This window comes from Burkholderia metallica, from assembly GCF_902832845.1.
Lineage (GTDB): Bacteria > Pseudomonadota > Gammaproteobacteria > Burkholderiales > Burkholderiaceae > Burkholderia > Burkholderia metallica.
In genome coordinates this window covers 265,652-282,024 of the sequence record NZ_CADFDB010000003.1, presented here as the reverse complement: position 1 = coordinate 282,024, position 16,373 = coordinate 265,652, and the positions used below count along the sequence as shown (strand labels likewise).

Here is a 16,373-nt window from a genome sequence, read left to right as displayed (position 1 = left end):
TTTGTCTAAACGGCGCTCACGCGAGCTTCGTTGACAGTGGACGCTGCGCGTCGTCGACGATGGGCCCACGGTGCAGCGCGTCGAGCACGGGCGGCGGGATGGCCGCGGGCCGGATGCCGGTACGGTCGACGCAGCCGAGGCGGATGTGTCCGGCCACGAGCAGCGTGTCGCCACACCAGGCTTCCTGCATGAATTCCACCGACGCGCGGCCGATGCGCGCCGGCCGGTTCGTGATCGCCAGCGTGTCGTCGAGTCGCGCCGGTGCGCGGTAGTCGAGCGACGTGCTGCGCACGACGAAGATCGCGCCGGTGTCGTCGGCGAGCCGACGCTGGTCGATGCCGCAGGCGCGCAGCCACTCGGTGCGGGCGCGTTCGAAGAACTTCAGGTAGTTGGCATAGAAGACGATGCCGCCTGCGTCGGTATCCTCGTAGTAGACGCGCACCGGCCAGATGAAGCCGGAGGGCGCTTCCGGGGAGCGGGTAGGCTGAGTCATGGCGCGCATTCTACCGGAAGGCCGGGGCCTGATTCGTAACCGATTCGTAACGGAATGTAGTATGCCGTAGCACGCCGCGGACCGGCCCGAACAGGCCGGCCCGCGGGCTTCAGCCGCGGTGGACGGTCGGGCCGCCGGGTGCCTGCGCGATCGGCATCAGCTCGATCGCGTTGATGTTGACGTGGGCCGGGCGCGTCGCGATCCAGTAGATCGTATCGGCGATGTCTTCGGGCATCAGCGGCTGGACGTTGTGGTAGACGTTCGCCGCTTTCGCGTCGTCGCCGCGATAGCGGACGTTCGAGAATTCGGTGCCGCCGCAGAGACCCGGCTCGATGTCGGTGACGCGCAGCGGCGTGCCGAGCAGGTCCGCGCGCAGGTTCAGGCTGAATTGTCTGACGAAAGCCTTGGTGGCGCCGTAGACGTTCCCGCCCGCATAAGGGTACGAACCCGCGACCGAGCCGATATTGAAGATGTGCCCGCGGCCGCGCTCGATCATGCCGGGCAGCAGCGCGTGCGTGACCGTGACGAGGCCCGTGCAGTTCGTGTCGATCATCGTGTGCCATTCGTCGAGGCTGGCCTTTTGGGCCGGCTCGACGCCGAGCGCGAGGCCGGCGTTGTTGACGAGCACGTCGAGCGCTGCGAAATCGGCGGGAAGGGCGGCCGGCACGGCCTCGACGGCCGCGCGATCGCGCACGTCGAGCTCGAGCGGCAGAAGGGCATCGCCGAGTTCGGCGGCGAGCGCATCGAGACGATCCTTGCGGCGCGCGGTCGCGACGACGCGGTGGCCTCCATTGACGAAGGCACGGGCGATGGCGGCGCCGAAGCCGGCGGACGCGCCTGTGACGAACACGATCATTGCTGCTCCTGGTCGATGACAAAATAGCGGGTGGTATCCCGCAAGCCTACTGAGATTGCCGCACCGCGGCAAGGCGCCAAAGCGTTCCGGCACGGGCGCGTAGAATCCGGCCCCAATTATCTCCGGCGCACTGCCGTGCGGTTGCCTATTCATGACGCATCCAATACACTAACGCGCTCATCACCCCCGCGTGACTGGCGATAGAACCCTTCGGGTTCAAGGTGGAGCATCCCACCGTGAAGCGCGGGGCGCCGTTTTTGCCGTTCGCCTGGGCAGCCGTTGTGCGCCGTCACGTGCATCGCCGGTGGCTGTCCTGCCTCGCGTCATCCGGATTCTTCCGCCACGTCGAGCGGGTCCCGCCAGCGGCGCACCGTACTCGGTCACCCCGGTCAACCTGTACACACTTAACGGAACCCGTATGTTTGACAGAGCCCAAAGCACCATCGCGAACGTCGATCCCGAAATCTTTGCCGCGATCGAACAGGAAAACCGCCGCCAGGAAGATCACATCGAGCTGATCGCGTCGGAAAACTACACGAGCCCGGCCGTGATGGCCGCGCAGGGCTCGCAACTCACGAACAAGTACGCGGAAGGGTATCCGGGCAAGCGCTACTACGGCGGCTGCGAATACGTGGACGTCGTCGAGCAGCTCGCGATCGACCGCGTGAAGCAGCTGTTCGGCGCGGAAGCCGCGAACGTGCAGCCGAACTCGGGCTCGCAGGCGAACCAGGGCGTGTTCTTCGCGATGCTCAAGCCGGGCGACACGATCATGGGCATGAGCCTCGCGCACGGCGGCCACCTGACGCACGGCTCGCCGGTGAACATGTCGGGCAAGTGGTTCAACGTGGTGAGCTACGGCCTGAACGAGAACGAAGACATCGACTACGAAGCGGCCGAGAAGCTCGCGCAGGAACACAAGCCGAAGCTGATCGTCGCGGGCGCGTCGGCGTTCTCGCTGAAGATCGACTTCGAGCGTCTCGCGAAGATCGCGAAGTCGGTGGGCGCGTACCTGATGGTCGACATGGCGCACTACGCAGGGCTGATCGCGGCCGGCGTGTACCCGAACCCGGTGCCGCACGCGGATTTCGTGACGACGACGACGCACAAGAGCCTGCGCGGCCCGCGCGGCGGCGTGATTCTGATGAAGGCGGAGTACGAGAAGCCGATCAACTCGGCGATCTTCCCGGGCATCCAGGGCGGCCCGCTGATGCACGTGATCGCGGGCAAGGCGGTGGCGTTCAAGGAAGCGCTGTCGCCGGAGTTCAAGGCGTACCAGGAGAAGGTGGTCGAGAACGCACGCGTGCTGGCCGAAACGCTGGTCAAGCGCGGGCTGCGGATCGTGTCGGGCCGCACGGAAAGCCACGTGATGCTGGTCGATCTGCGCGCGAAGCACATCACCGGCAAGGCAGCGGAAGCGGCGCTGGGCGCGGCGCACATCACGGTGAACAAGAACGCGATCCCGAACGATCCGGAAAAGCCGTTCGTGACGAGCGGCATCCGTCTGGGCTCGCCCGCGATGACGACGCGCGGCTTCGGTCCGGCGGAAGCGGAACAGGTGGGCAACCTGATCGCGGACGTGCTGGACAACCCGGAAGACGCAGCGACGATCGAGCGCGTGCGCGCGCAGGTTGCCGAGCTGACCAAGCGTTTCCCGGTCTATCGCTGATCGACGATGCGCTGCCCGTTCTGCCGGCATGACGACACGCAGGTCGTGGATTCCCGCGTGTCCGAAGATGGCGCCGCGATCCGGCGGCGCCGTCGCTGCTCGGCTTGCGACAAGCGCTTCACGACGTACGAGCGGGTCGAGTTGTCGCTGCCGTTCGTCGTGAAGAAGGACGGCAGCCGCACGGAATTCGACCGTCGCAAGATCGTCGCCAGCATGCAACTCGCGCTGCGCAAGCGGCCGGTTGCCGCCGACGCGATCGACGCGGCGGTCGCCCGTATCGAATATCAATTGCTCGCGACAGGCGAGCGCGAAGTGCGTAGCGAGAAGCTCGGCGAACTCGTGATGAACGAGTTGCGCGGCCTCGATACGATTGCTTATGTCCGCTTCGCATCGGTGTATCGCCGGTTCGAGGACGTTTCCGAATTTGCCGACGTGATCGAAGAATTCCGTCGCGCCTCTCCCGCCAAGACTCCACGTAAGCGCTGACGCGCTGCGTCCGTTCATCGTCTTCTCTGTTGGTCAGTTCGCGCCGATTGTGTCGGTTGCGATCGCACGCCGCCACTCGGCCGTTCGGCCAATGGTGCGCATGGCTCATGTACCGCTACAGTCGTCGCATCATCTTGGCGAAGGACGACTGCGATGGGACGGCACGCTCTACCCCTGAAAGATTCAACGCGACGCTCGGGCGGGTTCACGCTCGTCGAGTTGATGGTTGCCCTTTCGCTGACGGCCGGGCTCGCGCTTTATGCGGCGCCCGTGTTCGACCAGTGGCGCATGCGCGAACGGGTGGACGCACGCGCACGCACGTTGCTCGGTGCGCTGTCGTTCGCCCGTACCGAGGCGGCGCGCCTCGGCGTGCGTGTCACGCTGTGTCGGGCCGGGCGCGGCGGCACCTGTCTGCGCGCCGGTGAGCGATGCGATCCGGCCGAATGGTCGTGCGACTGGATCGTGAGCGGGCAAATCGACGGGCAGTCACGCGTGCTGCGGCGCTATCCGCACGATGCCGAAGTCACCGTTGCGGGGGCCGCGCACGATCTCGCGTTCGCCCCGCCGATCGGTCAGGCAATCGGCGGCATCCGGCGTTTCGAATTGCGTCCGAGGCGCGACATGTCGGGGGCTGACGACACGCGTGCATCGCGTTGCGTGCGGATCGCGGCAGGCGGCCGGGCGCGGGTCGTCGCCGGCCGCTGCGACGCGGCGTGAGCGCCATGCGCCATGCCATGCGCGGCACGTCGCTGATCGAAGCGACCCTGGCCATCGCGCTGCTCGCGGCCGTGATGCTGGCAGTGGCAAGTAGCCAGCTCGCGATGGCGCGGGCGCAGCGCGCGACGATCTGGCGCGAACGCGCGCTGTGGCTCGCGGATGCGCGCATCGAGCGCGTGCACGTTGCGCCGGGAGCCGAGGATGATCTGGCGGCGCGAGCCGCGGCGTCGTTGCCCGGCGGCACGATGACGCGCGGTGACGGGCCGGACGGCGTGCGCTACGCGGTGGTCGGCTGGCGTAGCGGCACTGCGGCCACCGGGCCGCGATGCGAAGCGGCGGGCAGGTCGGCGCAGCAGCCGTCGTGCGTCCGGATGCCGTATCGGGAGGCCGACGACGATGAACGCTGATCGCCGCATGCGCGCGCATACGCTGCTTGAAGTGTTGATTGCGATGACCGTCGGTCTGCTCGTGCTCGCGGCGGCCGGTGCGCTGTACCACGCGCAGCGCGTCGCACAGCGGCGCGCGGACGACGGGTTCCTGATGCGCGATGCGGCCGGCGCAGCACTGATGCTGATCGGCCAGCAGATCCAGATGGCCGGATTCCGGTCGCTCGATGCGAAAGGGGTATCGTCATTGCCGCCGGTATTCGGCTGTTCGATGGCGCGTGTGAGAGGGGATGGCGCGCAGGTACGGTGCGAGCCCGCGCGCGCGGCGTCTGACGCGTTGCTGATCCGGTATGTCGGCGACACCGTGTCGACGTGGGCCACCGTCAGCGGCCAGGTATCGGATTGCCTCGGACAAGGTATCGGTATGTCCGGCGAGCCGGCGCCGGTGGAGAACCGCTTCGATGTGCACGTCAGTCCGTCGACGGGCGAGCCCGAATTGTATTGCGAAGGAAACGGCCGTCCGGGCACGCCGCAGCCGGTCGTGTCGGGAATCGATCAATTGCGGGTGCGTTATCTTCGCCGAGGCGGCATGCGGTTCGTCGATGCCGATGCGTTGCGCGGCGACGACTGGCGCGATGTCGTGGCCGTGCATGTCTGCGTGCGGGCGCGCGGCGAACCGGCGGGGGAGCTGGCACGGCACGTCGACTGCGACGGCCGCACGGTCGTCGCGCATGACGGTCGCGCGCGTCTGGCGCTCGATCGGATCGTCGCGTTGAGGAATTCCGCTCGCGCAGTCGACGATACGTCGCGCGATGCACCGGATGCACGCGGGGTGCTGCGATGAGCGGAGCGGGGCAGCATGCACGGGAGCGATCGCGATGCGTTGCGGCACGCAGCACGCATGAACGTATCGCGACAAACCGCGACGAGCCGCGGCACGCGACAGGTGCGGAAGTCCTCACCACGAGCCGGCGGGCGCCGCCCATGCGGTTGCGGTCGGCCAGCCGTGACTGGCGTCGCGACGCGGGGCTTGCATTGCCCGCGGTGATCGCGGTCGGCGCGGCGATTGCCGCGCTGACGGGCACGTGGTTCGAAGCCGCACTGACGGAGTCGCGCCGCACGCGAGCGTTGTCCGATCGGCTGATTGCGTTCCACGCGGCCGATGCTGCGCTTGCCGCGTGCACCGCGCGATTGCGTCGCGGTACGGCGCCCTACGTGAGCGAACGCGAGTCGCATACGGAGCCCGACGCCTGGCGGCGCATGCCGACGCTGGCGGCCGCCGAAGCATTCGCGCCGTTCGCCGGCTGGCCGACGGCTGAGCAACCGCCGCGATGCCTGATCGAAGCATGGCGCGGAGCAGGGCCGGCCGGTGGCCGTGCTTACGTCGTCACCGCGCGCGGCGTCGGTACGCATCCATCGAGCGTCGTCTGGCTGCAGTATCAGGTCGCGATACGCGATGGACACATCGTCGCCTTGCATTGGCGTCGCGTCGCGACGGTGCTTCGATGAGCGAGCGCCTGCCCAGGTCGCGCCCGGCGGGATTCACGCTGATCGAGCTGATGATCGTGCTCGCGATCGTCGCGGTGCTGGCCGGATGGGGCATCCCGTCGTATCGCGGGCATGTCGTGCACGTTCATCGCGCATCGGCGGTCGCCGCGCTGTATCGGGCGGCCCAGTATCTCGAAACGCGGGAGGGTGTGCCGCCTTCGTCATTGCCGGCGTCGCTCACGCAAGCGCCACCGGACGGGCGGGCGGTCTATCGATTGGCGCTCGCGCGACCGGACGGCGACGATGGGCCGGTGAGCTATGAACTGGAAGCCATCCCGCTCGACACGGGCCCGATGCACGGCGACGCATGCGGCGTATTCACGCTGCGCTCGGACGGGACGAAAGGCAATGTGCGAAGCGATGGCGCCGACGGACAGGTCGCGGCGTGCTGGGGTGTGCGTTGAAGCCGGATGACGGGCGCGCCACGGCGCAGGGCCGTGCGCGCGGGATGCGGGTGTCAGTCGTCGTGCGTGTCGTGCGTGTCGAGTTCGCGCTCGTCGCGGGACTGCTTCCAGATCCGGTAGACCTCCCAGGCGGCGAAACCGACGGTGCCCCACTTCAGCGCGGGTCCCGCGCTCGCGCGCAGCAACGAGCGAACGGGTTTCGCGAGCACGAGCGACGCAAGCGAACTCAGCATCGGATACTGGTTGACGAGGTGGCCGAGGTTCGCGTTCAGGTTCTTGGCGGACTGGCTGAACTTGTGGCTGGACATCCCGGGGATGAACACTTTCAGCCAGCTGAAGCGCGTGACGGCCCGGCGCATGTCGCCGGCGGCTTCCGCGAGTTCGAGCCGCTCGACTTCGGATCGCAGGATCAGCAGTTCCTTGCGGAGCGCGCGATGCTGCGACGCGCTCCAGTTCGATCGCGACGAATGGGAGCGGGGTGAATTGCCCGTGACGTTCTGGCTCATGGCGCGTCGGCGAAGTAGGTGGAAAGGGTGAGCGCGTGTGCGTTCACGGCTTGCCGCGGAACAGTTCGCGGTCTTTCTCGAGCTCGGCGAGCGTCGCCTCGAATACGGTCGGCGCGTCGCGCAGGCCGGAGCGCGCCTTCAGCGCGCATACGATGCCGCCAACGGCATACACCGCGGTGATCGCGGCCAGCGACTGCCAGCGGTAGGTATCCCAGAACGCGATCGCGACGAGCACGGTCAGGCTGATGAGCGCCATCGTCGCGAGCATCATCGCGGCGAGTCCGAGGAACAGCACGCCCATCAGGCGCTCCTTTTCCTCGGCAAGCTCGATGCCCACCAGTTCGAGGCGCGTCTGTAGAAGGCCGATCGCGGAGCCGACGAGGCGGCGCAGCGGTCCGTGACCGGACGGCTGCGAGGGGGTGTCTGTCGTCATGGGTGAGGTGCGTGCGCGTGCAGTGTGCAGCTAGGACAAAGCCGGCCGGCGGTTTCCACCGGCTGGCTTCGACGCCCGCAAGCCGCGCGATGCGCGCCCGCGGGACGAAAACCGCGCAGAGCGCGTTACTTGCGGTTGATCAGCAGGCCGATCAGCACGCCGACGCCGGCAGCGACGCCGATCGACGTCCACGGATGCTCGTGCACGTAGTCGTCGGTCGCGCGGGCCGCCTTCTTGCCTTTCTCGACCACCACGACCTGGACGTCGGCTGCCTTTTCCTTGGCCTGCTTCAGGCGCGACATGGCTTTTTCGCGCAGTTCGGCCGCACGGTCGCCCGTGCTGCTCGCCGCTTGCTTGAGCAGGTCTTCGGCGTCCGAGAGAACGGTTTTGATATCCGACATCAGTTTCTCCTTGTTGATTTCCGACATTGCAACTCCCTTCGTGCTGTCATGCTGCAGGTTCACATCGTAGCGAAACGCCTGCCTGCTGGCGAGCCGGGAAGACACACGGCGGCACTGCAAAACTGCATGGTAAACGACTTGTAATGATGAACAGAGCGCCAAACGGGGTGAAAAGTTTCCAGTGTGGCCGCCCATCCTGTACCGATACCGCGCAAAAATGACAAAAAAGTATGAATATCAAACGGAATAATCGTTCGCACGCCCCATGGCTTCCCGTAAGCTGACACACTTTCCCGCGCCGACCCGCGCGGTTTCAACCAGCATCGTTCGAGGAGGGAACATCATGAGTCTGCGTCTTGGCGACATCGCACCGGATTTCGAGCAGGAATCGAGCCTGGGCCCGATCAAGTTTCACGAGTGGCTGGGCGACAGCTGGGGTGTCCTGTTCTCCCATCCGGCCGACTACACGCCGGTGTGCACGACCGAGCTCGGGCTGACCTCGAAGCTGAAGGGCGAATTCGAGAAGCGCAACGTGAAGGTGATCGCGCTGTCGGTCGACGGTGTGGAGTCGCACAAGGGCTGGATCAACGACATCAACGAAACGCAATCGACGGTCGTCGGCTTCCCGATCATCGCCGATGCGGACCGCAAGGTTTCGCAGTTGTACGACATGATCCATCCGAACGCGAATGAAACGCTGACGGTGCGTTCGCTGTTCGTGATCGATCCGAACAAGAAGGTGCGCCTCACCATCACGTACCCGGCCAGCACCGGGCGCAACTTCGACGAAGTGCTGCGCGTGATCGACTCGCTGCAACTGACCGACAACTACAAGGTCGCGACGCCCGGCAACTGGAAGGATGGCGACGACGTCGTGATCGTGCCGTCGCTGCAGGATCCCGAGGAACTGAAGAAGCGCTTCCCGAAGGGCTTCAACGCGGTGCGTCCGTATCTGCGTCTCACGCCGCAGCCGAACAAGTAAGCATCGGCTGCAGATGCGCGCGATCCCGGGCCGGCGGTCCGGCGCGCGACTCCTGTGAAAAACGGCCCGCCCGGCAGTCATGCCGGGCGGGCCGTGTCTTTTGCGCGTGCGCGGCGCGGGCGAGTTGCCGCGTGCGCGGCAGCCGGACGATCAGAAGAATGCCTGGATGCCCGTCTGCGCGCGGCCGAGGATCAGCGCGTGGATGTCGTGCGTGCCTTCGTACGTGTTGACCACTTCGAGGTTCACGAGGTGGCGCGCGACGCCGAATTCGTCGGAGATGCCGTTGCCGCCGAGCATGTCGCGCGCGAGCCGTGCGATGTCGAGCGCCTTGCCGCATGAGTTGCGCTTCATGATCGACGTGATCTCGACGGCCGCCGTGCCTTCGTCCTTCATCCGGCCGAGGCGCAGCACGCCTTGCAGGCCGAGCGTGATTTCGGTCTGCATGTCCGCGAGCTTCTTCTGGATCAGCTGGTTCGCGGCGAGCGGCCGGCCGAACTGCTGGCGGTCGAGCACGTACTGGCGTGCGGTGTGCCAGCACGATTCGGCGGCGCCGAGCGCGCCCCATGCGATCCCGTAGCGCGCCGAGTTCAGGCACGTGAACGGGCCGCGCAGGCCGCTCACGTTCGGCATCAGGTTCTCTTCCGGCACGAACACTTCGTCGAGGACGATTTCGCCGGTGATCGACGCACGCAGCCCGACCTTGCCGTGGATCGCGGGCGCCGACAGGCCCTTCCAGCCTTTCTCGAGGATGAAGCCGCGGATCGCGTCCTTGCCGTTCTCCTCGAGCTTGGCCCACACGACGAACACGTCGGCGATCGGCGAGTTCGTGATCCACATCTTCGCGCCGGACAGCGAGTAGCCGCCGGGCACCTTCTTAGCGCGGGTGACCATGCTGCCCGGGTCGGAGCCGTGGTTCGGCTCGGTCAGCCCGAAGCAGCCGATCCATTCGCCGGTGGCGAGCTTCGGCAGGTATTTCTGCTTCTGCGCATCGGAGCCGAATTCGAAGATCGGCACCATCACGAGCGACGACTGGACGGACATCATCGACCGGTAGCCGGAGTCGACGCGCTCGACTTCGCGCGCGATCAGCCCGTAGCTGACGTAATTGAGGCCGGGGCCGCCGTATTCCTCGGGAATCGTCGGGCCGAGCAGGCCGACTTCGCCCATCTCGCGGAAGATTTCGGCGTCGGTGCGCTCGTGGCGGAACGCTTCGGTGACGCGCGGGGCCAGCTTGTCCTGCGCGTAGGCCTGGGCGGCATCGCGCACCATTCGCTCTTCTTCGGTCAGTTGCTGGTCGAGCAGCAGCGGATCGTCCCAATGAAAAGTTGCAGCACTCATCGTCTCATCTCCTGTTGGTCCGGTCTTCCAGCCGGGCCCATGCCAAAAGTTCGCTTGACTCAAGTTCCGCTGTACGGAACAATGTTTTGCAAATCGAACCCAGTGTAGCACCGGATGACACTTTCAACCATCGACGAAACCACGATCGACGAACGCAAGTTCGTCGTCGCGCTCGCGCGCGGGCTCGACCTGCTTCGCGCATTCCGGCCCGGCGAGACGATGCTCGGCAACCGCGACTTCGCGGAGCGCACGGGGCTGCCGAAGGCGACGGTGAACCGGCTCGCCTATACGCTGACCGTGCTCGGCTACCTGCGCTACGACGAGACGCTCGGAAAGTATGCGCTCGACGCCGGCGTGCTGTCGCTTGGCTACGCGCTGCTGTCGGGTTCGGGGACGCTCGACCTCGCGCGGCCGCACATGCAGGCGCTTGCGCGCGAGATCGGCGCGGCCGTGTCGCTCGGCTGCCGCGACGGGCTCGACATGATCTATCTGGAGACGATCCGCAGCGAGACCGCGCTGACGCTCGGGCTCGCGCCCGGCTCGCGGCTGTCGATGCTGACCAGCTCGATGGGGCGCGCGTACCTGGCCGTGCAGCCGGAGGACGCGCGCCGCGCGCTTTATGCGGAACTGCACCGCGCGGCGGGCGGCGCGGCCGATGCCGATGCGCTCGTCGAAGCCGCGCAGCAGGCGGTGGCGGAGTTTTCCGACGGCGGATGCTGCTATTCGTTTCGCGCGTGGCACATGGACGTCAACGCGGCGGCCGTGCCGTTTCGCGAGCCGCGCGAGGGGCGCTGGCTGATCCTGAGCTGCAGCGGCCCGGCGTCGTCGATGGGCGAGGACGTGTTTCGCACGCGGGTCGGGCCGAGGTTGAAGGCGCTCGCGCAGCGGCTCGGGCAGACTGTCTGAGCAGCCGCGACGCGCGGCACGGAGCATGGCGCCTGCCGCCGGGACGGGCGGTTACCGACGCGCCCGGTATCGTCGCCGGCGGTTGTTGTGCGACGGACGAACCGCGCGCATGATCGGTCGCCGGGTCACCGACGAAGAGGGTTGCCATGTCCGACGCGGAACCGATGGAAGGCGGATGCGCATGCGGCGCGATTCGATACCGGATCACCGATGTTCCGGCCGACGCCGGTTTTTGCCACTGCCGGCTCTGCCAGCGCACGACCGGGGCGGCGGTCGTCGCATCGGCATCGGTGCCGATCGACGCGTTCACGTACCTGCAAGGCGAGCCGACGGTCTACGCGTCGAGCGCGTGGGGCGAGCGGCGTTTCTGCAACCGGTGCGGCGCGCAGCTCGAATACCGGCTCATCGATGCGCCCGAAACGGTCGAAATCAATTACGCGACGCTCGACGAGCCGTCGCGGCTGCGCCCCGCGTGGCACGTCTGGTATGGGGATCGTTTCCCGGGCATCGAGATCGACGACGATCTGCCGAAGTACGACGATGGCGGTGAGGACTAGGCTTGGCCGTCCGTATCGACTTCCCGATTCCGGACGCGCGAGCGGTTCCCACCCGCGTTCGGCCTATCGGCACCGTGGATAACGCGCCGCCCGGCCTCGCATGACGGGCCGCGCGAGCGTTCCGCTTCCGCATCTACCTGCCGAAACGTGCCGGGCGACTCTACCCCTGCCGGCACGCGGCTTCTCCCGCGCACTACGCGGTGCGTTGACGCCCGATCGTCGGGCGAACGGTCACACCCGTCTTCACGCCGTCACCACTTTCGCAAACACGGGCCCCTGCATGAACCGAACGTCGTGCTGGCGCAGCAGATCGCACTGCGTCTCGTCGACGACGCCGTCGAAGATCAACGGAATCCGCATGCGCTGCGCATACGCGACGAGCGCCTTGACCATCCCGCCGCGCAGCGCGATGCCCGCATCCATCTTGATGTAGTCGGGCCGCGCCATTTCCGATTCGACCGCGAGGATGCGGCCCGGGTCGGGCAGCTTGTCCGCGACCTTGAAGCCGTGGTGCTGGTAGCTGCGCGTCAGGTAGCCGAGGAAGGTCTTGTGCGCGACCGCGACCGCCGGCAGCTCGATCACGATCCGCTCGGTCGGCAGCCCGAAGCGCTGCAGCACCGTCGAGAAATGCTTGCCGTGGTCGTACTTCACGCTTTTGAGCAGCCGCTCGTGTACGCGCAGGAACAGCAGCCCGTGGCGCTGCGCACCGAAGAAATTGATCGCGTGCAGCGCGCGCGACAGACGGTCGATCGCGACGAGCGTCTGGTCTTCGACGGCCGAGTCGACCGGATCGTGCGGCGTGCCCGTGACGACCGTGACGGCCTGGAAGCCGAGTTCGTCGCCGTAGCGCTCGATCGCGTCGGCGAACGACGTCGACTGCGGCGCGCCGGGCATCGTCACGTCGTAGATCGGTTCGTACGCGCTGGCGAGCGTGCGCTCGGGCAGATTCGCGCATGCGGTGCCGCCTTCGGCCAGCGCGAGGTGCTCCCGCAGATACGGCAGTTGCCCGGCACGGGCGACCAGCTCGGGGATGGTGGGCGGAATCATCGGCGTGAAAAGGAAAAACGGCGGCCGATAGGGCCGCCTCGTATCTCGATATTAGCAGCGCGCGCCAGGCTCGGCTTGGCGTTTCGCTCATATGGTTATCCCGTCCCGGCAGGAGCGCCTAGGGTTTACGTTGATTTTACTATTCGTAATTGGTTTTACTATTCGTAAATCCAGGGATTTGTCGCCGATCAAGAAATGCGGCATGCGGGCGCCGGGAAACGGCGCCGTTCACGAATCAACAGGAAGCAAGGAGCGAGACGTGGCGGTTGACAGGACAGGCGGGCACGCGCGCCGGCAGGAGACGAAAGGCAACACGGGCGCGCCGTCGGGCGCCCGGCAGGGTTGAGGAGCGGATGGCGACCATGAGCATCGATTACCAGACGCTGAAGTTCGAATACCGTCCGTGTGCGCAGGACGCAACCGTTCATCCGGTGATCGTCGTCGGCGCGGGCCCGGTGGGCCTCGCGGCGGCGATCGACCTCGCGCAGCAGGGCGTGCCGGTCGTGCTGCTCGACGACGACGACACGCTGTCGACCGGCTCGTGCGCGATCTGCTTCGCGAAGCGCACGCTCGAGATCTTCGACCGGCTCGGCTGCGGCGAGCGCTTCGTCGACAAGGGCGTGAGCTGGCACGTCGGCAAGGTGTTCCTGCAGGACGAGCAGCTGTACGCATTCGACCTGCTGCCCGAGGAAGGGCACGCGCGGCCCGCGTTCATCAACCTGCAGCAGTATTACGTCGAAGGCTATCTGGCCGAGCGCGCGTTCGAGTTGCCGAACATCGACATCCGCTGGAAGCACAAGGTGACGGGCATCGACCAGTCGGCCGAGCACGCGGTCGTGACGATCGAGACGCCGGATGGCGTCGCGACGCTGCGCGCGCGGTACGTGATCGCGGCCGACGGCTCGCGCAGCCCGATGCGCACGATGATGGGCCTCGAAAGCCACGGCCGCACGTTCAAGGACCGCTTCCTGATCGCCGACGTGAAGATGAAGGCGGAGTTTCCGACCGAGCGCTGGTTCTGGTTCGACCCGCCGTTTCACCCGAATCAGTCGGTGCTGCTGCATCGCCAGCCCGACAACGTGTGGCGCATCGACTTCCAGCTTGGCTGGGACGCCGACCCCGTCGCGGAGAAGCAGCCGGAGCGCGTGATCCCGCGCGTGCGTGCGCTGCTCGGGCCGGACGTCGAGTTCGAGCTCGAATGGGTGAGCGTCTATACGTTTCGCTGCCAGCGGATGGAGTCGTTCCGTCACGGCCGCGTGCTGTTCGCGGGCGATTCCGCGCACGGCGTGTCGCCTTTCGGCGCGCGCGGCGCGAACAGCGGCGTGCAGGACGCGGACAACCTCGCATGGAAGCTGAAGCTCGTGCTCGAAGGGCGGGCGGCCGACAGCCTGCTCGATACGTATGCGAGCGAACGCGAATTCGCGGCCGACGAGAACATCCGCAATTCGACGCGCTCGACCGACTTCATCACGCCGAAGAGCCCGGTGTCGCGCGTGTTCCGCGACGCGACGCTGAAGCTCGCGCGCGACTGCGAGTTCGCGCGCAAGCTCGTGAACAGCGGCCGCCTGTCGGTGCCGGCGGTGCTCGCCGATTCGCCGCTGAATACGCCCGACCGTGACGGCGACGCGTTCGCGGGGGCAATGCGCCCCGGTGCCGCGGCGGCCGATGCGCCGGTGCGTGCGCAGGGCGCGCCGGGCTGGCTGCTGCAGCATCTGGGCAGCGGCTTCACCGGCATGTTGTTCGGGTTGCCGGGCGACGCGGCCGCGCTCGCCCAGGCGCTCGACGGCCTCGCGCTGCCGGTGCGGCCCGTGCTCGTCGTGCCGGCCGGGCACGCGCAGCCGGTGGCCGGCGTCGACGTCGTGGAGGACGTCGACGGCCTCGCCGCGCAACGCTACGACGCGCAGCCCGGCACGTTCTACCTGCTGCGGCCCGACCAGCACGTCTGCGCGCGCACGCGCATGCTCGACCGTCGGGCGATCGCCGACGCACTGGCGCGCGCGACCTGCGCCCGCTGAATACACGACAAAGACACCGGAGACTTCGCCATGCCCCCACTCGACACCCGCCCGCGCCTGACCGATCCGGACGCGTTCTACGAAGCGCTGATCGACATGCATCGCGACCTGTCCGACGCCGACAGCCAGCTCGTCAACGCAAAGCTGATCCTGCTGCTCGCGAACCAGATCGGCGATGCCGACGTGCTGCGCGAAGCGATGGCGCTCGCGCGCCAGGGCGTGACGCCGCCCGTCCATCCGGCCGCCGAGGTCGCGCAATGAGCGCGGCGCCGGCCGACGCGCGCGTGCTCGAAGTCGAGCGCGTGATCGACGAGACCCATCGCCCGGGTTTTCACTGGATGCTGCTGGTGCTGTGCGGGCTGTGCCTCGTGATCGACGGTTTCGATGCGCAGGCGATGGGCTACGTCGCGCCCAGCGTGATCGCCGAATGGGGCGTGCCGAAGCAGGCGCTCGGCCCGGTGTTCAGCGCGAGCCTGTTCGGGATGCTGCTCGGCGCGCTCGGGCTGTCGGTGCTCGCCGACCGGATCGGGCGCCGCCCGGTACTGATCGGCTCGACGCTGTTCTTCGCGGTGACGATGCTCGCGACGCCGTTCGCGGGCTCGATCCCCGTGCTGATGGCGCTGCGCTTCGTCACGGGGCTCGGCCTCGGCTGCATCATGCCGAACGCGATGGCGCTGGTCGGCGAGTTCAGCCCGGCCGCGCATCGCGTGAAGCGGATGATGATCGTGTCGTGCGGCTTCACGCTCGGCGCGGCGATCGGCGGCTTCATCAGCGCGGCGCTGATTCCGGCGTTCGGCTGGCGCTCGGTGTTCTTCGTCGGCGGCGCGGTGCCGCTCGTGCTGACGCTCGCGATGGTCGCGCGGCTGCCGGAGTCGCTGCAGTTCCTGGTGCTGAAAGGGCGCGTCGCGCAGGCGCGCGACTGGCTCGCGCGATTCGCGCCGCAGGCCGGCATCGATGCGGCCACGCGGCTCGTCGTGCGCGAGCGCGCGGCGAGCGGGGCGCCGGTCGCCGAACTGTTCAGCCACGGCCGCCTGCCGGTCACGCTGCTGCTGTGGGCGATCAGCTTCATGAACCTGATCGATCTGTACTTCCTGTCGAACTGGCTGCCGACCGTGATGCGCGACGCCGGCTATTCGCCGGGCACGGCGGTGATCGTCGGCACGGTGCTGCAGACGGGCGGCGTGATCGGCACGCTGTCGCTCGGCTGGTTCATCGAACGCTACGGCTTCGTGCGCGTGCTGTTCGTGTGCTTCGCGTGCGCGGCCGTGTCGGTGGGGCTGATCGGTTCGGTCGCGCATGCGCTGCCGTGGCTGCTGGTGGTCGTGTTCGCGGGCGGGTTCTGCGTGGTCGGCGGCCAGCCGGCCGTGAACGCGCTCGCGGGCCAGTATTACCCGACGTCGCTGCGCTCGACGGGCATCGGCTGGAGCCTCGGCATCGGCAGGATCGGCTCGGTGCTGGGGCCGCTCGTCGGCGGACAACTGATTGCGCTCAACTGGTCGAACGGCGCGCTGTTCCACGCGGCCGCGGTGCCCGTGCTGTGTTCGGCGCTGTTCGTTCTCGGCCTGGCGGGCGTCACGCGGCGCAACGGCGCGCAGGCGCCGAACGCCGCCATGAATTGACGGAGAAAGGAAA

Annotated in this window: 20 protein-coding genes and 1 riboswitch; of the genes, 13 read left to right on the top strand and 7 right to left on the bottom strand. The window is 67.4% G+C overall.

The annotated features are described in order from the left end of the window. Positions 1-16: 16 nt before the first annotated feature. Entirely contained in the window at positions 17-502 is a 486-nt protein-coding gene (gene ybgC, locus HWX08_RS11455; RefSeq protein WP_107312463.1) for a tol-pal system-associated acyl-CoA thioesterase, read from the bottom strand. A gap of 100 nt (positions 503-602) precedes the next feature. Then, positions 603-1,349, bottom strand: a complete 747-nt coding sequence (locus HWX08_RS11450; protein ID WP_107312462.1) for an SDR family NAD(P)-dependent oxidoreductase — start codon at positions 1,347-1,349, stop codon at positions 603-605. A gap of 180 nt (positions 1,350-1,529) precedes the next feature. Continuing rightward, a riboswitch (ZMP/ZTP riboswitch) is annotated at positions 1,530-1,630 on the top strand. A gap of 137 nt (positions 1,631-1,767) precedes the next feature. Here HWX08_RS11450 and glyA point away from each other — a divergent pair. The 7 genes from glyA to HWX08_RS11415 all read left to right on the top strand — a co-directional run bounded on the left by glyA (position 1,768) and on the right by HWX08_RS11415 (position 6,556). Then, positions 1,768-3,015, top strand: a complete 1,248-nt coding sequence (gene glyA / locus HWX08_RS11445) for a serine hydroxymethyltransferase (protein WP_069255884.1) — start codon at positions 1,768-1,770, stop codon at positions 3,013-3,015. Between the two features lie 6 nt (positions 3,016-3,021). Continuing rightward, positions 3,022-3,501, top strand: coding sequence for a transcriptional regulator NrdR (gene nrdR, locus HWX08_RS11440; RefSeq protein ID WP_006476792.1), 480 nt, complete (start codon positions 3,022-3,024; stop codon positions 3,499-3,501). Positions 3,502-3,654: 153 nt separating this feature from the next. Beyond that, positions 3,655-4,218 carry a GspH/FimT family pseudopilin gene (locus HWX08_RS11435; protein ID WP_069255885.1) on the top strand — a complete coding sequence of 188 codons (564 nt, stop codon included), beginning with the start codon at positions 3,655-3,657 and terminating at the stop codon, positions 4,216-4,218. A gap of 5 nt (positions 4,219-4,223) precedes the next feature. Further along, on the top strand, positions 4,224-4,625 hold the full coding sequence (locus HWX08_RS11430; RefSeq protein ID WP_244122741.1) for a hypothetical protein: 402 nt from the start codon (positions 4,224-4,226) through the stop codon (positions 4,623-4,625). Then, complete coding sequence (locus tag HWX08_RS11425) at positions 4,615-5,448, top strand: PilW family protein (RefSeq protein WP_174919603.1); 834 nt, start codon at positions 4,615-4,617, stop codon at positions 5,446-5,448. The genes HWX08_RS11430 and HWX08_RS11425 overlap by 11 nt, the downstream gene beginning before the upstream one ends. A gap of 140 nt (positions 5,449-5,588) precedes the next feature. Further along, positions 5,589-6,113, top strand: a complete 525-nt coding sequence (locus HWX08_RS11420; protein ID WP_174919601.1) for a hypothetical protein — start codon at positions 5,589-5,591, stop codon at positions 6,111-6,113. Beyond that, positions 6,110-6,556, top strand: a complete 447-nt coding sequence (locus tag HWX08_RS11415; RefSeq protein ID WP_069255888.1) for a type IV pilin protein — start codon at positions 6,110-6,112, stop codon at positions 6,554-6,556. Before HWX08_RS11420 ends, HWX08_RS11415 begins: the two co-directional genes overlap by 4 nt. A 53-nt stretch (positions 6,557-6,609) precedes the next feature. Here HWX08_RS11415 and HWX08_RS11410 read toward each other — a convergent pair whose 3' ends face one another. The 3 genes from HWX08_RS11410 to HWX08_RS11400 all read right to left on the bottom strand — a co-directional run bounded on the left by HWX08_RS11410 (position 6,610) and on the right by HWX08_RS11400 (position 7,923). Continuing rightward, positions 6,610-7,062 (bottom strand): DUF3318 domain-containing protein, encoded by a 453-nt coding sequence (locus HWX08_RS11410; protein WP_174919599.1) that lies wholly within the window; start codon positions 7,060-7,062, stop codon positions 6,610-6,612. 43 nt (positions 7,063-7,105) lie between these two features. Beyond that, positions 7,106-7,495 (bottom strand): phage holin family protein, encoded by a 390-nt coding sequence (locus HWX08_RS11405; RefSeq protein WP_069255890.1) that lies wholly within the window; start codon positions 7,493-7,495, stop codon positions 7,106-7,108. A 125-nt stretch (positions 7,496-7,620) separates the two neighbouring features. Next, entirely contained in the window at positions 7,621-7,923 is a 303-nt protein-coding gene (locus HWX08_RS11400) for an ElaB/YgaM/YqjD family protein (protein ID WP_006494044.1), read from the bottom strand. 316 nt (positions 7,924-8,239) lie between these two features. On the opposite strand from HWX08_RS11400, the gene HWX08_RS11395 reads away from it, so the two are divergent. Beyond that, positions 8,240-8,878, top strand: coding sequence for a peroxiredoxin (locus HWX08_RS11395; protein ID WP_034182833.1), 639 nt, complete (start codon positions 8,240-8,242; stop codon positions 8,876-8,878). 150 nt (positions 8,879-9,028) lie between these two features. Here HWX08_RS11395 and HWX08_RS11390 read toward each other — a convergent pair whose 3' ends face one another. Beyond that, a complete protein-coding gene (locus HWX08_RS11390) occupies positions 9,029-10,216 on the bottom strand; it encodes an acyl-CoA dehydrogenase (RefSeq protein ID WP_107312457.1) in 1,188 nt (395 codons plus the stop codon). Positions 10,217-10,330: 114 nt separating this feature from the next. On the opposite strand from HWX08_RS11390, the gene HWX08_RS11385 reads away from it, so the two are divergent. Both HWX08_RS11385 and HWX08_RS11380 read left to right on the top strand, forming a co-directional pair. Further along, on the top strand, positions 10,331-11,122 hold the full coding sequence (locus HWX08_RS11385; protein WP_107312456.1) for an IclR family transcriptional regulator: 792 nt from the start codon (positions 10,331-10,333) through the stop codon (positions 11,120-11,122). Positions 11,123-11,268: 146 nt separating this feature from the next. Next, positions 11,269-11,679, top strand: coding sequence for a GFA family protein (locus HWX08_RS11380; protein WP_069255893.1), 411 nt, complete (start codon positions 11,269-11,271; stop codon positions 11,677-11,679). A 243-nt stretch (positions 11,680-11,922) separates the two neighbouring features. Here the strand turns inward: HWX08_RS11380 and HWX08_RS11375 are convergent, their stop codons facing one another. Beyond that, positions 11,923-12,726 (bottom strand): EAL domain-containing protein, encoded by an 804-nt coding sequence (locus tag HWX08_RS11375; RefSeq protein WP_174919597.1) that lies wholly within the window; start codon positions 12,724-12,726, stop codon positions 11,923-11,925. Between the two features lie 353 nt (positions 12,727-13,079). Between HWX08_RS11375 and HWX08_RS11370 the strand changes: the two genes are divergently transcribed. From HWX08_RS11370 to HWX08_RS11360, 3 genes are read left to right on the top strand one after another with little or no spacing between them, the layout of a single operon-like run. After that, on the top strand, positions 13,080-14,741 hold the full coding sequence (locus HWX08_RS11370; RefSeq protein WP_174919596.1) for an FAD-dependent oxidoreductase: 1,662 nt from the start codon (positions 13,080-13,082) through the stop codon (positions 14,739-14,741). Between the two features lie 30 nt (positions 14,742-14,771). Next, entirely contained in the window at positions 14,772-15,002 is a 231-nt protein-coding gene (locus tag HWX08_RS11365) for a DUF2783 domain-containing protein (RefSeq protein ID WP_107312453.1), read from the top strand. Continuing rightward, positions 14,999-16,360, top strand: a complete 1,362-nt coding sequence (locus HWX08_RS11360; protein WP_069255897.1) for an MFS transporter — start codon at positions 14,999-15,001, stop codon at positions 16,358-16,360. Before HWX08_RS11365 ends, HWX08_RS11360 begins: the two co-directional genes overlap by 4 nt. The last annotated feature ends 13 nt before the right edge of the window (positions 16,361-16,373 follow it).

Excerpts from the sequence above, each read along its gene's own strand:
- HWX08_RS11390 (WP_107312457.1), bottom strand. The coding sequence starts at position 10,216 with ATGAGTGCTGCAACTTTTCATTGGGACGATCCGCTGCTGCTCGACCAG.
- HWX08_RS11405 (WP_069255890.1), bottom strand. The coding sequence starts at position 7,495 with ATGACGACAGACACCCCCTCGCAGCCGTCCGGTCACGGACCGCTGCGC.
- nrdR (WP_006476792.1), top strand. The coding sequence starts at position 3,022 with ATGCGCTGCCCGTTCTGCCGGCATGACGACACGCAGGTCGTGGATTCC.
- HWX08_RS11375 (WP_174919597.1), bottom strand. The coding sequence starts at position 12,726 with ATGATTCCGCCCACCATCCCCGAGCTGGTCGCCCGTGCCGGGCAACTG.
- HWX08_RS11430 (WP_244122741.1), top strand. The coding sequence starts at position 4,224 with ATGCGCCATGCCATGCGCGGCACGTCGCTGATCGAAGCGACCCTGGCC.
- HWX08_RS11400 (WP_006494044.1), bottom strand. The coding sequence starts at position 7,923 with ATGTCGGAAATCAACAAGGAGAAACTGATGTCGGATATCAAAACCGTT.
- HWX08_RS11380 (WP_069255893.1), top strand. The coding sequence starts at position 11,269 with ATGTCCGACGCGGAACCGATGGAAGGCGGATGCGCATGCGGCGCGATT.
- HWX08_RS11360 (WP_069255897.1), top strand. The coding sequence starts at position 14,999 with ATGAGCGCGGCGCCGGCCGACGCGCGCGTGCTCGAAGTCGAGCGCGTG.
- glyA (WP_069255884.1), top strand. The coding sequence starts at position 1,768 with ATGTTTGACAGAGCCCAAAGCACCATCGCGAACGTCGATCCCGAAATC.
- ybgC (WP_107312463.1), bottom strand. The coding sequence starts at position 502 with ATGCGCGCCATGACTCAGCCTACCCGCTCCCCGGAAGCGCCCTCCGGC.
- HWX08_RS11420 (WP_174919601.1), top strand. The coding sequence starts at position 5,589 with ATGCGGTTGCGGTCGGCCAGCCGTGACTGGCGTCGCGACGCGGGGCTT.
- HWX08_RS11365 (WP_107312453.1), top strand. The coding sequence starts at position 14,772 with ATGCCCCCACTCGACACCCGCCCGCGCCTGACCGATCCGGACGCGTTC.
- HWX08_RS11395 (WP_034182833.1), top strand. The coding sequence starts at position 8,240 with ATGAGTCTGCGTCTTGGCGACATCGCACCGGATTTCGAGCAGGAATCG.
- HWX08_RS11425 (WP_174919603.1), top strand. The coding sequence starts at position 4,615 with ATGAACGCTGATCGCCGCATGCGCGCGCATACGCTGCTTGAAGTGTTG.
- HWX08_RS11370 (WP_174919596.1), top strand. The coding sequence starts at position 13,080 with ATGGCGACCATGAGCATCGATTACCAGACGCTGAAGTTCGAATACCGT.
- HWX08_RS11435 (WP_069255885.1), top strand. The coding sequence starts at position 3,655 with ATGGGACGGCACGCTCTACCCCTGAAAGATTCAACGCGACGCTCGGGC.
- HWX08_RS11415 (WP_069255888.1), top strand. The coding sequence starts at position 6,110 with ATGAGCGAGCGCCTGCCCAGGTCGCGCCCGGCGGGATTCACGCTGATC.
- HWX08_RS11410 (WP_174919599.1), bottom strand. The coding sequence starts at position 7,062 with ATGAGCCAGAACGTCACGGGCAATTCACCCCGCTCCCATTCGTCGCGA.
- HWX08_RS11450 (WP_107312462.1), bottom strand. The coding sequence starts at position 1,349 with ATGATCGTGTTCGTCACAGGCGCGTCCGCCGGCTTCGGCGCCGCCATC.
- HWX08_RS11385 (WP_107312456.1), top strand. The coding sequence starts at position 10,331 with ATGACACTTTCAACCATCGACGAAACCACGATCGACGAACGCAAGTTC.